The 13,542-nt window shown below is 66.4% G+C and carries 10 protein-coding genes and 1 pseudogene; 1 reads left to right on the top strand and 10 read right to left on the bottom strand.

Translation table 11 applies throughout. From position 1 onward, the window contains the following. Positions 1–103 precede the first annotated feature (103 nt). Complete coding sequence (locus J2S97_RS21905; protein WP_307052046.1) at positions 104–1,507, bottom strand: GntP family permease; 1,404 nt, start codon at positions 1,505–1,507, stop codon at positions 104–106. Between the two features lie 46 nt (positions 1,508–1,553). Then, positions 1,554–2,099, bottom strand: coding sequence for a gluconokinase (locus J2S97_RS21900; RefSeq protein WP_307052045.1), 546 nt, complete (start codon positions 2,097–2,099; stop codon positions 1,554–1,556). Positions 2,100–2,289: 190 nt separating this feature from the next. Here J2S97_RS21900 and J2S97_RS21895 point away from each other — a divergent pair, with 190 nt between their 5' ends. Beyond that, on the top strand, positions 2,290–3,024 hold the full coding sequence (locus tag J2S97_RS21895) for a FadR/GntR family transcriptional regulator (protein ID WP_307052044.1): 735 nt from the start codon (positions 2,290–2,292) through the stop codon (positions 3,022–3,024). Positions 3,025–3,078: 54 nt separating this feature from the next. Here J2S97_RS21895 and J2S97_RS21890 read toward each other — a convergent pair whose 3' ends face one another. The 8 genes and pseudogenes from J2S97_RS21890 to J2S97_RS21855 form a co-directional block, all read right to left on the bottom strand. After that, positions 3,079–5,259 (bottom strand): transglycosylase domain-containing protein, encoded by a 2,181-nt coding sequence (locus J2S97_RS21890; protein WP_307052043.1) that lies wholly within the window; start codon positions 5,257–5,259, stop codon positions 3,079–3,081. A 99-nt stretch (positions 5,260–5,358) separates the two neighbouring features. Beyond that, positions 5,359–6,863 (bottom strand): annotated as a pseudogene (locus J2S97_RS21885) (NAD-dependent succinate-semialdehyde dehydrogenase). A 23-nt stretch (positions 6,864–6,886) separates the two neighbouring features. Next, complete coding sequence (locus J2S97_RS21880; protein WP_307052042.1) at positions 6,887–7,720, bottom strand: HpcH/HpaI aldolase family protein; 834 nt, start codon at positions 7,718–7,720, stop codon at positions 6,887–6,889. Further along, positions 7,705–8,490 (bottom strand): 2-oxo-hept-4-ene-1,7-dioate hydratase, encoded by a 786-nt coding sequence (hpaH, locus tag J2S97_RS21875; RefSeq protein WP_307052041.1) that lies wholly within the window; start codon positions 8,488–8,490, stop codon positions 7,705–7,707. Before hpaH ends, J2S97_RS21880 begins: the two co-directional genes overlap by 16 nt. A 3-nt stretch (positions 8,491–8,493) precedes the next feature. Further along, positions 8,494–9,576 carry a 3,4-dihydroxyphenylacetate 2,3-dioxygenase gene (hpaD, locus tag J2S97_RS21870; protein ID WP_307052040.1) on the bottom strand — a complete coding sequence of 361 codons (1,083 nt, stop codon included), beginning with the start codon at positions 9,574–9,576 and terminating at the stop codon, positions 8,494–8,496. Between the two features lie 50 nt (positions 9,577–9,626). Next, entirely contained in the window at positions 9,627–11,141 is a 1,515-nt protein-coding gene (hpaE, locus tag J2S97_RS21865; RefSeq protein WP_307052039.1) for a 5-carboxymethyl-2-hydroxymuconate semialdehyde dehydrogenase, read from the bottom strand. Between the two features lie 12 nt (positions 11,142–11,153). After that, positions 11,154–11,912, bottom strand: a complete 759-nt coding sequence (locus J2S97_RS21860; RefSeq protein WP_307052038.1) for a GntR family transcriptional regulator — start codon at positions 11,910–11,912, stop codon at positions 11,154–11,156. Then, positions 11,905–13,443, bottom strand: a complete 1,539-nt coding sequence (locus J2S97_RS21855) for a fumarylacetoacetate hydrolase family protein (protein ID WP_307052037.1) — start codon at positions 13,441–13,443, stop codon at positions 11,905–11,907. The genes J2S97_RS21860 and J2S97_RS21855 overlap by 8 nt, the downstream gene beginning before the upstream one ends. Positions 13,444–13,542: the final 99 nt, after the last annotated feature.

Below are 13,542 nucleotides of genomic sequence, written 5' to 3'. Positions count from 1 at the left end.
GGCGTTGGCCTCCAAGCAGCCGCTTAAAACAAGAACGACGGCGGGATGTCCCGCCGTCGTTTCGTCCTGTTTGACTGGGGTGGCTCAGCCAGGGACCGCCAGGTTAGCCGGCCAGGCCCGCCACGCCGAAGATGGCCGCAGCGATAGCGAAGCCCATGACGCCGATGAGCGTTTCCATCACGGTCCAGGTCTTCAGCGTGGTCTTGACGTCCATGCCGAAGAAACGGCCCACCAGCCAGAAGCCGGAGTCGTTGACGTGGGAGACCACTACGGAACCGGCGGCCACTGCGATGACCAGGGCGGCCACCTGCATGCCGTTCATGCCCGCGAGGGCCACGGCGGGAGCGATCAGCCCGGCCGTGGTGGTCAGCGCCACCGTTGCGGAACCCTGGGCGATGCGCAGGATGGCCGAGATCAGGAAGCCGGCAAGCAGCAGGGGAATGCCGACGTCGCCCAGCACGTCGGCCAGGGCGGAGCCGATCCCGGAGGTGCGGAGCACGCCGCCGAACATACCGCCCGCACCGGTGATGAGGATGACGGAGCAGACGGGGCCGAGGGAGGATTCGAGCAGCTTCTCCAGCGTGGCGCCGCGGGAGCCGCGAAGCCTGCCCAGGACGAACATGGCCACGAGCACGGCGATCAGCAGGGCCACCGGCGTTTCACCGAGGGTGCGCAGGATCTGGAACCAGGCTTCGTCCTTGGCCGAGGCGGGAAGGACGCCGGCGGAAGCTAGCGTGCTCAGGCCTGTGTTGAGGAAGATGAGAACCAGCGGAAGGAGCAGCACGCCCACGATGGTGCGGAAACGCGGCGGGTTCTCTTCGGCGGCGCGATCAGCGTGGCCCAGCAGTTCCGGGACAGGAAGCACCAGCTTTTTGCCGGTCCAGAGGCCGAACAGGTACGCGGTGATGTACCAGGTGGGGATCGCGGTGATGAGGCCGGCGATCATCACCAGGCCCACATTGGCCTCGAAGAACGTTGCCGCGGAGACCGGGCCGGGATGCGGGGGCAGGAAGATGTGCATCACCGAGAACGCGCCTGCAGCGGGCAGGCCGTAGCGCAGCACGCCACCGCCGAGACGATGGGCCACCGCGAAGACCACGGGCAGCATGACCACCAGGCCAGCGTCGAAGAAAATGGGGAAGCCGAAGATCAGCGAGGCCAGGCCAAGGGCAAAGGGTGCCCGCTTTTCTCCAAACAGGTTGATGAGATAGTCCGCCAGGGCTTTGGCGCCGCCACTGGTTTCTACGATGCGGCCGAGCATGGCGCCCAGGCCGACCAGGAGCGCCACCGTGCCCAGCGTGCTGCCGAATCCGCTGACCAGCACCGGAACTACCTTGTCCGCCGGGATCCCGGTGGCGAAGGCGGTTGCCAGGCTGATGAGGATCAGGGCGAGCAGTGCGTGCATGCGCAGCTTGATGATGAGGAACAGCAGCACCAAAATGGCGGCGCCGGCAATCAGCAGCAGGGGGCCCGCGCCGAGGGTTTGAGTCCATCCTTCGATGGTCATGGTTCTCCTTTGAAACAGATGTGTTGGAGCGGTGGAGCTTGGGGGATCAGGGAGTGCAGGGGGCGTGGCCTGCGGGCAGGTGAAGATGGGCCTCGATGGCCTGGACCAGGTCCTCAGGCGTGCGGGTGATGTCCAGCCGCACGCTTCCGGCGGCGAGTTCCTCCGGCGTCAGTGGTTCCAGCGTGGCCAGCTGGCTGGGCAGGAGCGTCACCGGCATGAAGTGGCCCTCGCGTCCGCGCATGCGCTCGCCGAGCAGGGCGGGATCGCCATCGAGGTGGATGAACACCACCGTGCCCTCTGCCTCGGAAAGCAATTGGCGGTAGCTGTGCTTGAGGGCGGAACAGGTCAACACGGTGCTCTTGCCTTCGGCGGCCTGGGCGGTCATCCAGTCGCGGATGGACTGCAGCCAGGGCCAACGGTCCTCGTCCTGGAGCGGGGTGCCGGCGTTCATCTTGGCGATGTTGGACTCGGGATGGAACTGATCCGCCTCGGCCATGTCCCACCCGAGATCCTTGGAGAGGGCCCCGGCGATGGTGGACTTGCCGGCTCCGGCTACACCCATGACTACCAAGTGCATGGCAGGAAACTTCATTGTTCTACCTCCGTAGAAGACGTCGTTGGCTTCGGATGAAGCTCAGGCCAGCAAAAGGCGCTGGTTAGAAAAATAAGATAGCACCATTAAATCGTATTAGTAGCATCTTTATGTAACATAGGTCATACCTTTGTCATTTCGTGGCCTAAACTGGAAGCCAGGCGCGAAGGCGCAGAGGGAGGCTTCAAGAATGTCGACGGCGACAGAGAACCCCGCGGGGACAACTGACGGTGAGCCGGGGGCTCAGGCCTTGCACCTGCGGGTACTGGATGCCCTTGGAGAGGCGATTGTTTCCGGTGAGCTGGCCCCGGGCCGGCGGCTGACCCTGGACGATCTGCAGCAGCGCTACAACATTTCCCGCACCCTGGCCCGGGACACCATGCGGGTCCTGGAGTCGATGAACCTGGTGTACTCCCGCCGGCGGGTGGGCATCGTGGTGCAGGACCCCGAACTCTGGAACGTGTTCGATCCCAAGCTGGTGCGGTGGCGGCTCGCGTCCAGCCGCCGGGCCGAGCAGTACAGCAGCCTCACGGAGCTCCGGATCGCCGTCGAACCCATCGCCGCGGCGGGTGCCGCCCGCCGTGCGGGCGCGGCGGAGCGCCGCCAGCTCACGGCGTTGGCTGCCGAACTGCGGCGGCTTGGCGAAGCCGGCGAGCTCGAAGCGTTCCTCAAAGCGGACATCGCCTTTCACAGCCTGCTCCTGCACAGCAGCGGGAACGAAATGTTCAAGGCCTTGGACGGCATGGTGGCCGAAGTCCTGTCCAGCCGGACCCAACAGGGATTGATGCCCTTCAAGCCGCGTCCTGAAGCACTGGAGGCGCACGAAGCCGTGGCGGCGGCGGTTGCTGCGGGCGATGCCGGTACCGCAGAGACGGCCATGCACCACATCCTTGATGAGGTCCGGACTGCGATGGGGCTGCCCTAGCTCATAAGAAGGTGCACTGCGCCCGACGGCGAGGCGCCCAGTGCGGGGATGCGGCTACCGGGAGGGTGTCGGCGTCGGGCCTTGCGGGGTGCTCATGGACGGAGGGGGCGGCGGGAAGGCGTCGGCCGGGTACAGCCCGGCCACTGCCATCATGTAGTTGGCCCACTGCGGCCCGGCGAGCATGTAGCCGTCGATGTTCTTGTAGAAGGTGCCGTTGATGGTGACGTTCTGGCCGGCACGTTTCTGGCCCTCCAGGGTGTCGCCAAAGAAGGACACCGTGGCCAGGCCCGAAGTGTAACCCGCCACCCAGGTGGCGCCGTTGTTGTTGGACGTTCCCGTCTTGGCCGCTACCGGAACCCGGCTCTGGACCTTGGGGTTGATGTAGACCCCGGACCCCATTTTCAGTACGTCCTGCAGCACCGCGTTGACGCCGCGGGCCACCTCGGGCTTGACGGCGGCGCGGCACTGCGTGGCCTCGGCCGGCAAATGCCGCCCCGTAAGGTCACTGACGTCCGCGACCGCGATCGGGCTGCAGTACCGGCCGTCATTGGCGAACGTGGCAAAGGCGTTCGCCAAGTGCAGGGGAGCCACCCCGATGGCACCCAGCAGGTTGCCGAGCTGATGCATGTTCACCTGGGCGCCGTCCAGCCCGCTGTGGATCCCCACCGCATCCACCATCTTCTGGATCCCGCAGAAGTCCAGCTGCGCTGCGGCGGCGAAGGTTGCCGTATTGATGGAGTTGTACAGGCCGTAGTTGACGGGCATGGGCCGGTAGTAGCCCGGGTCGTTGTTCTGGAGATCGTCCGCCGCACCCAGCCCGGCGTTCTTCTCGGCCGTGCTGTAGGCGCCGAGCACCTTGCCGCAGCCGGACCGCCACGGAAAGTTCAGCGGATAGGTCCGCCGGGACGCATCGATCATCGCATTCAGCGGTTTGCCCTGGTTCAGCCATTCCGCGAAGGTGAACGGCTTCATGGTGGATCCCGGCTGGAATCCGCCGGCCCCGTTGAGGTCATTGCCGTTGGCGTCCCTGGAATCGACGTTGAAGTTCAGCTGGGTGTCAAATTTCCCTTCCGCCGGCAGGAACACGGTGTTCTGTGCCATGGCCAGGATCCGGCCGGACCCGGGCTGGATAGTAACCAGGGCGGCGCCCCATTTGTCCGGATTCGCTCCGGCGGTGGCATCCACCTGGGACTGGGCAGCGGCCTGAAGCCTGCTGTCCAGCGTGGTGATGATAGTCAGGCCGCCACGGTACAGCAGCCTCTCCCGGTCCTTGAGTTCCGCGCCGTAGGCCGGGTTGTTGAGGATCAGATGGGACACGTAGTCGCAGAAGTACGGTGCTATGACGGCGGCCGCGCAGCCCTGCCTGCCCGGAGTGATCTTCAGGTCCACCCCGGTGGCGACGGCGGCATCATGCTCGGCCTGGGTGATTTTCCCCAGTTCCAGCATGCTGCCGAGCACCTGGTTGCGGCGTTGCAGCGAGTTCTCCGGGTTGGCGGCGGGATCGTAAAAGCTGGGGCTGTTGACCAGGCCTGCCAGCAGCGCGGCCTGGGGCAGGGTGAGTTCCTTGGCGGAGGTGCTGAAAAAGTGCCGGGCTGCAGCCTCGATGCCGTAGGCGTCCCGGTTGAAGAACACGATATTCAGGTACCCCTCAAGAATCTGGTCCTTGGTGAACTTCTTTTCCAGCTCAATGGCGAGTTTCATCTCCCGCAGCTTGTCGCCCACCGTCTTCTGGCCGCTGAGGATGACCTGCTCGCCTTGTTCCGCAGAAAGATGCGACTCATTGATGACGTTGGTGACGTACTGCTGGGTGAGCGTGGACGCACCCTGACGGTCGCCCTGGGTGAAGTTGTACGTCAGCGCCCGGAGGATGCCCTGCGGGTCAATGCCGGCGTGCTCGTAGAAGCGGCTGTCCTCAATGGCGATGATCGCGTCCTTGATGAACGGCGACATCTGGTCGAGGGTGACCCGCACGCGGTTCTCCGCGTAGAACGTGGCGATGGTCTGGCCGTCGGCGGTCACCATCTTGGTGGACTGCGACGGGACATCGACCGTCAGGTCCCCGGGCAGGCCGTTGAAGTACGTGATCGAGTTGTTGACTGTCACCGCGCCGGCCGCCACGGTGGGACCGACCAGGCCGGCGGCCAGGACGCCGCAGAGCGCGCTCACGGCAATAAATCCGACGAGCCTTCCCAAGGCTGCGGTTAGACGGGGACCCCATCGCTTCTTCGGCGCCATTTTTTGTCCAGCTATCGAGCGTGCCAGTGCGTCAAGAATACGCCCGACGGTACCCGCCAGCCAGAGCCCGACGGCGATCCCCGGCCGGCGGGCGGCCTTTCAGCCTGCGTACGGGTCGGCGATGCCGATGTATTGGGTGGTGGTGTATTCGGCGATGCCCTCGGAGCCGCCTTCGCGGCCCAGGCCGGACTGTTTGACGCCTCCGAAGGGTGCGGCGGCGTTGGAGATGACGCCGGCGTTGAAGCCCACCATGCCGAATTCGATCTGTTCGGCCACGCGGAGGAGCCGGTTGAAGTCCCGGCTGTACACGTAGGAGGCGAGGCCGTATTCGCTGGCGTTGGCGAGGCGGATCGCGTCCTCCTCGGTGGCGAAGGTGGTGACCGGGGCGACGGGTCCGAAGATTTCCTGGCGCAGGATCTCCGCATCGTACGGGACGTTGGCGAGCACGGTGGGCCGGTAGAAGTAGCCGGGTCCGTCAACGGGTGAGCCTCCGGTTACGGCGGTGGCGCCGGCGCCGACGGCGGCCGCCACCAGGGCGTGCACGTCATCCCGGGCGCCGGCGTCGATCAGGGGTCCCACCTTGGTGGCGGGTTCGGTGCCGCGGCCGGTGGTGAGGGCTCCCATGGCGGCGGCGAACTTGGCCGTGAACTCGGCGGCGACGGTTTCCTGGACCAGGAACCGGTTGGCGGCAGTGCAGGCCTCGCCCATGTTCCGCATCTTGGCGGCCATGGCCCCGTCGACCGCCTTGTCCAGGTCCGCGTCCTCGAACACGATAAACGGTGCGTTCCCGCCGAGCTCCATGGAGGTGCGCAGGACGTTCCGGGCGGCGTCGGCCATGAGGCGCTTGCCCACCGGGGTGGAGCCGGTGAAGGAAACCTTGCGCAGCCTTGGGTCCGCGAGCAGCGGGCCGGAGATCCCGGACGCCGACGAAGAAGAGACGACGTTCAGGACTCCGGCGGGCAGGCCGGCGTCGAGCATGGTCTGGGCGAACAGCTGCGCGGTCAGCGGGGTGAGTTTGGCCGGTTTGAGGACCATGGTGCAGCCGGCGGCGACGGCCGGGGCGACCTTGCGGGTGGCCATGGCGAGCGGGAAGTTCCACGGGGTGATCAGCAGGCACGGACCCACGGGCTTCTTCTGCACCAGGATCTTGTTCTTGCCCTCGGGGGTGGTGAGGTAGCGGCCGTAATCGCGGACGGTTTCCTCGGAGAACCAGCGCAGGAACTCGGCACCGTAGGTCACTTCACCGCGGGCTTCGGCCAGGGGCTTGCCCATTTCCAGGGTCATCAGCAAGGCAAAGTCCTCGGCCCGTTCGGTGACCAGGTCAAAGGCGCGGCGAAGGATTTCGGCCCGTTCCCGGGGCGCGGTCCGTGCCCAGGACGCCTGTACCTTGTCGGCTGCATCGAGTGCCGCCACGGCGTCCTCGCTGGTGGCGGAGGCGAGGGTGGCGAGTACCTCCCCGTTGGCGGGATCGTGCACGTCAAACGTGCGCCGTCGGACGCCTCCCGCCATTGCCCGCCAATCAGCAGGCCGGTGGGGACGGAAGCGAGAAGCGCGGCCTCACGGGCGGAGGTCACGGCAGGCGAAAGCGCTGATGAAGCTGTCATCAAGAAGGTCCTTAGAAAGGTTGTCAGTAGCTGGCGAGTGCTTTGCCGGGCTCAGCCACGGGGGTGTGCGGAATGTATTCGGCCGCGAGGGCTTCTGAGCCGCGGGCCAGGATGGCCACGTCGGCGCCCACCAGCACAAACGAGGCACCGGCTGTCAGGTAGCTGCGGGCTGTGTCCTTGTTGAAGGCGTTCACGCCCGCGGGCTTCCCGGCCGTTGTGGCGGCGGCGAGGCACTGTTCGACGGCGGCGCGCACCTTCGGGTGTTCCTGCTGTCCCAGCAGGCCCATGGACGCCGCGAGGTCGGAGGGGCCCAGGAAAATGGCGTCCACGCCGTCGACCGCCAGGATCTTGTCCACAGCGGCGACAGCCGCTTCGGATTCGATCTGGACGGTGAGGCTGACCGTCTCGCCGGCGCGGGCGAGGTAATCCGGTATGCGGTTCCAACGCGACGCCCGGGCGAGGGCCGAACCAACGCCCCGGACGCCCTGCGGCGGGTACCGGGTAGCCGCCACCGCGGCTTCCGCGTCCGCCACTGAATTCACCATGGGGATGAGCAGATTCTGGACCCCGAGGTCCAGGTACTGCTTGATGAGCACGGTGTCGTTGACCGGCGGGCGGACCAGCACCTGGACGGGATAGCCGCGGACGGCCTGCAGCTGGGCGAGGACGGATTCAAGCCCGTTGGGGCTGTGTTCGGCGTCGATCAGCAGCCAGTCCAGGCCGGCCCCGGCGCACAGCTCGGCCACCAGCGGGCTACCGGAGCACACCCACATCCCCGCCAGGGGGCGGCCGGCAGCGCCGGTTTGGTTGCGCAGGGCGTCGCGGAACGTGGCGTCGGGTTCTACTCGAAGCGGCATGTGACAACTCCCAGGGGTCCGTAGTCGGCGTGGACCGTGTCGCCTTTGTACACCCACAGCGGGCGCGTGAACGAGCCGGCCAGAATGATGTCTCCGGCCTTCATGCCGTCCCCGTGCGCGGCGATCTTATTGGCCAGCCAGTGCACCCCGTTCGCCGGATGGTCCAGCACACCGGCAGCGACGCCGGTCTCCTCCACGGTCTGGTTCTTGTAGAGGATGGCAGAGACCCAGCGGAGGTCGACGGCGTCCGGCTTCACCGGGCGGCCGCCCACCACCATGGCGCCCATCGCGGCGTTGTCCGCGATGGTGTCCACGATGGTCCGGCCCTCCATTTCGATCCGGGAGTCCAGGATCTCGAGGGCCGGAACCACGTAGTCGGTAGCGTTCAGGACGTCGAAAATCGTGCAGCCCGGACCTTTGAGCGCATCCTTCAGGACAAACGCGAGCTCCACCTCCACCCGGGGGTGGGTGTACTTGTCCCACTGCACCGAGCAGCCGGTTTCGAGCACCATGTCATCGAAAATCGCACCGTAGTCCGGTTCCGTGATGCCCGTGGCGGCCTGCATGGCCCTGGACGTGAGGCCGATCTTGCGCCCCACCAACGTCCGGCCGGCTTCCTCGTTCCGGCGCCGCCACAACTGCTGCACGGCGTAGGAGTCCTCCACCGTCATGTCGGGGTAGCGGGCAGTCAGGCGCGGCACCGGCTTGCGGTTCCGGCCCGCTTCGAGCAGTTCGTCGGCAATGGCTTCGATCGTCTTCGAGTCCATCATGGCTTAGACCTGGGCCCCGAGCTTGAAGCCCTCGGTAGAAGCATCCGTTCCTTCCTTGCGGGTGTACGAGAAGCCGTCGGCGCCGACGGTGACGGCCATTTCGCTCTTTTCCTCACGGACGATGACGGGCTGCGGGTTGCCGTCCAGGTCCAGGACCAGGGAAGCCTCGGTGTACCAGGACGGGACCACGGGGTTGCCCCACCAGTCGCGGCGCTGGTTGTCGTGCACGTCCCAGGTCACGATGGGGTTGTCCGGGTCACCGGTGTAGTAGTCCTGGGTGTAGATCTCCACGCGGTGGCCGTCCGGGTCCAGGATGTAGAGGTAGAAGGCGTTGGACACGCCGTGCCGGCCGGGACCGCGCTCGATCCGGTCCGAGATTCGCAAAGCGCCCATCTTGTCGCAGATCTGGATGATGTTGTGCTTCTCGTGGGTGGAGAACGCGATGTGGTGCAGGCGCGGGCCGTTGCCGCCGGTCAGGGCAGTGTCGTGCACGGTCTGCTTGCGGTGCATCCACGCGGCGTACGTGACACCGTCGGAGTCCTTGATGTCCTCGGAGACGCGGAAGCCGAGGTCCTCGAGGTACTTGCGGCCGCGGGGAACGTCCGGGGTGACCTGGTTGAAGTGGTCCAGGCGGACCAGCTCGCCGGCCGAGTAGAGGTCGTAGCGCTGGGTGAGGCGTTCCACGTGCTCCACGTCGTAGAAGAACTCGTAGGGGAAGCCCAGCGGGTCCTCGACGCGGACGGAGTCGCCGACGCCCTTGGTGAAGCCGTCCTTGCGGCGTTCAGTGCGGCAGCCCAGTTCCTTGTAGTAGGCCTCCGCGGCGTCCACTTCCGCGGGGGACTTCACCCGGTAGGCGAAGGCCGCGGCGGCGGCCACCGGGCCCTTGCGCAGGACCAGGTTGTGGTGGATGAACTCCTCGAAGGAGCGCAGGTAGATCGCGTTCTCGTCCTCCTCGGTGACGTGCAGGCCGAGGAGGTCCACATAGAACGCGCGGGACTTGGCGAGGTCCGTGACCACCAGTTCCAGGTACGCGCAGCGGACGATGTCCGGGGCCGGGACGGAGGGGGTGGGTACAAAGTTAGTCATCATGTTCTCTCTTCGTTGAAAGGGGGTTCGGGCTGGCGCTGGCTGGAAGCCTAGGCGCCGAATTTAGGGGTATGTACAGGGCCGAGGGTGATGTGCACGGCCTGCTGGTCGGTGTAGAAATCGATGGAGCGGTAGCCGCCCTCGTGGCCCAGGCCGGACGCCTTGACGCCGCCGAACGGGGTGCGGAGGTCGCGGACGTTGTGGCTGTTGAGCCACACCATGCCGGCCTCGACGTTCTGCGAGAAGTTGTGCGCCCGGGTGAGGTTCTGGGTCCAGATGTAGGCCGCCAGGCCGTACTTGGTGTTGTTGGCCAGGGCGAGGGCTTCGTCGTCGTTCTCGAACGGGGTGATGGCGACGACGGGGCCGAAGATCTCCTCCTGGAAGATCCGCGCGTCCGGGGCGACGTCGGCGAACACGGTGGGGGCGATGTAGTTGCCCTCCGGCAGGTGCTCCGGCCGCCCGCCGCCGGCCAGCAGCCGGCCTTCGGACTTGCCGATCTCCACATAGGAGGCCACCTTTTCGTAGTGCTCCGGGTGGACCAAGGCACCGACCTGGGTCTTGGGGTCGTGCGGGTCGCCGACGACGATTTTCTTCGCGCGGGCGGCGTACTTCTCGCAGAATTCGTCGTAGATGGCGCGTTCCACCAGGATGCGGGAGCCTGCCGTGCAGCGTTCGCCGTTCAGGGAGAACACCCCGAACAGCGCTGAGTCGATCGCGGCGTCGAGGTCGGCGTCGGCGAACACCACGCAGGGGGACTTGCCGCCGAGCTCCATGGACAGGCCCTTGAGGTTGGCGGCGGCGTTGCGGAAGATCGTCTGCCCGGTGGTGGTCTCGCCGGTGAATGAGATCAGCGGCACGTCCGGGTGCTTGACGAGCGCGTCGCCAGCTTCCTCACCGAGGCCGTTGACCAGGTTGAACACGCCGTCCGGAAGGCCGGCGTCCTTGAAGATCTGCGCCCACAGCGAGGCGGAGAGCGGGGTGAACTCGGCCGGCTTGAGGACCACGGTGTTGCCGGTGGCCAGTGCCGGGGCGAGCTTCCAGGACTCCAGCATGAAGGGTGTGTTCCAGGGCGTGATGAGGCCGGCGACGCCGATCGGCTTGCGGTTCACGTAGTTGATCTGCGCGCCGGGGACCTTCATGGCGTCGTCGAACTGGGCCACGATCAGGTCCGCGAAGAAGCGGAAGTTCTCCGCCGCCCGCAGGGCCTGGCCCTTGGCCTGGGTGATCGGCAGGCCGGTGTCGAAGGTTTCGAGTTCAGCGAGCCGGGCCTCCTGGGCTTCGACGGCGTCGGCAATTTTGTTGAGGACGCTGGCACGTTCCCGCGGCTTCATTTTCGGCCAAGGGCCGTTGGTGAAGGCTTCGCGGGCGGCGGCGACGGCGAGGTCGATGTCCTCTTTCTGGCCGGCCGCGGCGGTGGCGTAGTTGGTGTTGGAGACCGGGTCCAGGACGTCGAAGGTCTTGCCGCCCACGGAATCAACGAATTCGCCGTTGATGTAGTGCTGGATATGGGTGGGAAGGTCCTGCGGGACGTAATGGGTTTTGGTGTCTTCGGCAGTGAACGTCATTGTTTTCTTCCTTTACTGCTGTGGGGTCTGCGGGGCCGTGTGGTCTGTTGCGGCCGCCTGTACCGCTGCCGGAGTGTGGGCAAGGTAGGCGTCCAAAGTGGCGGAGCGGTGGAGTCGGGCTGCCTTTTCGATGTCGTCGGCGCCGGCTCCGGTTTCAATCAGCCGGAGCAGCGCTTCGTGTTCATCCACCGAGTCATGGGCGCGGCCCGGCACAAAACGGAAGGTGGAGGACCGCAGTGACGCGAGCCGGTTCCAGCCCCGGTGGACGAGGTCCAGGATGTGCGGGTTGGGGCAGTGCTCGAACAGGACGCTGTGGAAGTCCTGGTTCAGCCGGGTGAAGCGGACGGGGTCGAAGTGCTGCAGGCATTCGCGCATTTCCTCGTTCACGGCACGCGCCCGGGCAACATCGGCTTCGCCGATCAGGGGTGCGGACAGTGCCGTGGCGGCGCCTTCGACAATGCTGAGGGTCTGCATCGTGTAGAGGTACTCGGTGGGGTCGATCCCGGACACGGTGGCGCCGACGTTCCGTTCGAACTTGACCAGTCCTTCGGCTTCGAGCCGGCGGATGGCTTCGCGGACCGGAACCACGCTGACGCCCAGGTCCTCGGCGATCTTGGCGAGCACCAGCCGGTAACCGGGCGTGTAGGTGCCGTCCACGATCCGGGCTTTGACGGCGGCGTAGGCCTGCTCGGATTTGCTGCCGGTGGCGCCGGTTCCGATCCGGGTGGCAGCCCCTGTGCTTGTGCCTGTGGCGGTGGCAGTTTCAGTCATTGGTGCCTGCTTCCCATTCCAAATACTTGAGGCGCCATTCGGTGTTCAGCGGGTAGAGGCCGTCCACGCTGTGGCCCTGCTGCACCATCTCGGCGATGAAGGCTTCCTCGCGCTCCTGGGCGATGGAATCGTCCGCGAGCTCTTCGGCCAGGGCCGGCGGGATGACCAGGATGCCGTCGGAGTCGGCCACGATGATGTCGCCCGGCTGGACGGTGGTGCCGCCGCAGGCGATGGTGACATCCGTGTCCCACGGGATGTGCCGGCGCCCGAGCACCGCGGGGTGCGGGTTGGAATAGTACGTGGGCATGTCCATGGCGGCCACGGCGGCGAAGTCGCGCACGCCGCCGTCGGTGATGATGGCTGCGGCGCCGCGGACCTGGGCACGCAGGGCCAGGATGTCGCCGATAGTGCCGGTGCCCTTTTCGCCGCGGGCCTCCATGACCAGGATCTCGCCCTCGTTGACGGAGTCGATGGCCTTCTTCTGGGCGTTGAAGCCCCCGCCGTGGGTCTTGAAGAGGTCCTCGCGGTTTGGGACGTAGCGCAGGGTCCGGGCCAGGCCCACGATCCGTTTCTCCGGACGGGTGGAGCTGAGCCCGTCAATGCTGACGTTGTTCAGGCCGCGCTTGCGCAGCTGGGAGGACAGGGTTGCCGTGCAGACGCTTTCCAGTTTGGCCTTCAGTTCCGCGGTCAGGACAGGTCCGACGGCGGCGGCCGGCGCCTCTGCTGACTGCGCCGCGAGACCGGCGGCTTCCCGCGAACCGTACGCCTCCTCCCGCTGCACATCATCGGTCTTGGGCAAGGCACCGAAGTCCGCGAACGGCGTCGTACCTTCCGTCACCCGAGTGACCAGGCGGCCGGTGGAGAAGCCGGACGCGGCGCCGCCCGCCGTCGTCGTACTGGTGCTGAATTCGGCGGTGCTAACTTCAACCTCGACGACGTCTCCCGGCTGGGCGACGGAGGCGCCGGCGGGGGTGCCGGTCAGGATGATGTCGCCCTCTTCGAGGGTGAGGAGCTGGGACAGGTCGGCGACGAGCCGGGCGAACGGGAACAGCAGGTCCTCGGTGGTGTCGTCCTGGACCAGTTCGCCGTTGTGCCAGGTGCGGATCCGGAGCCTTGCGGGGTCAACGGCGTCCGCGGCGATCAGACCCGGGCCCACGGGGGTGAAGCCGTCGCCGCCCTTGGACCGGAGGTTGGAGCCCTTGTCCGCGTAGCGGAGGTCGTAGACGCCGAGGTCATTGCTGGCGGTAACCCACTCGACGTGGCTCCAGGCGTCCTCGATGCCGACGCGGCGGGCCGGTTTGCCGATGATCAGGGCGATCTCGCCTTCATAGCCGAGGAGTTCGCAGCCGGCCGGGCGTTCCACGGTGGACGGAGCGTCCGCCGGGCCAAGGGCCAGGGACGAAGAAGGCTTCAGGAAGTACGAGGGTTGCTCCGGGGTACGGCCGCGCTGGGCCGCCCGGCTGGGGTAGTTGATGTGCACCGCGATGACCTTGCGGGCCGCGGCCAGGATGTGGTCGGTGACCTGTTCCAAGAGTTACTCCTCATCGAGTACGAAATCGTATACGATAACTATTACCTAGGAGCTTCCGGACGTCAACCCCTGATTTTTCGGGAGTTTTGAGAGGTGCTT

Origin of the sequence: Arthrobacter oryzae (assembly GCF_030812315.1) — a bacterium.
In the GTDB taxonomy this organism is placed as follows: domain Bacteria; phylum Actinomycetota; class Actinomycetes; order Actinomycetales; family Micrococcaceae; genus Arthrobacter; species Arthrobacter oryzae_B.
This window is presented reverse-complemented; position numbering and strand designations above follow the sequence as displayed.

What these genes read in the sequence shown, in the direction of transcription:
- J2S97_RS21900 (WP_307052045.1), bottom strand. Translation starts at nt 2,099, where the DNA reads ATGAAGTTTCCTGCCATGCACTTGGTAGTCATGGGTGTAGCCGGAGCC.
- J2S97_RS21890 (WP_307052043.1), bottom strand. Translation starts at nt 5,259, where the DNA reads ATGGCGCCGAAGAAGCGATGGGGTCCCCGTCTAACCGCAGCCTTGGGA.
- hpaE (WP_307052039.1), bottom strand. Translation starts at nt 11,141, where the DNA reads ATGACGTTCACTGCCGAAGACACCAAAACCCATTACGTCCCGCAGGAC.
- hpaD (WP_307052040.1), bottom strand. Translation starts at nt 9,576, where the DNA reads ATGACTAACTTTGTACCCACCCCCTCCGTCCCGGCCCCGGACATCGTC.
- hpaH (WP_307052041.1), bottom strand. Translation starts at nt 8,490, where the DNA reads ATGATGGACTCGAAGACGATCGAAGCCATTGCCGACGAACTGCTCGAA.
- J2S97_RS21895 (WP_307052044.1), top strand. Translation starts at nt 2,290, where the DNA reads ATGTCGACGGCGACAGAGAACCCCGCGGGGACAACTGACGGTGAGCCG.
- J2S97_RS21860 (WP_307052038.1), bottom strand. Translation starts at nt 11,912, where the DNA reads ATGACTGAAACTGCCACCGCCACAGGCACAAGCACAGGGGCTGCCACC.
- J2S97_RS21880 (WP_307052042.1), bottom strand. Translation starts at nt 7,720, where the DNA reads ATGCCGCTTCGAGTAGAACCCGACGCCACGTTCCGCGACGCCCTGCGC.
- J2S97_RS21905 (WP_307052046.1), bottom strand. Translation starts at nt 1,507, where the DNA reads ATGACCATCGAAGGATGGACTCAAACCCTCGGCGCGGGCCCCCTGCTG.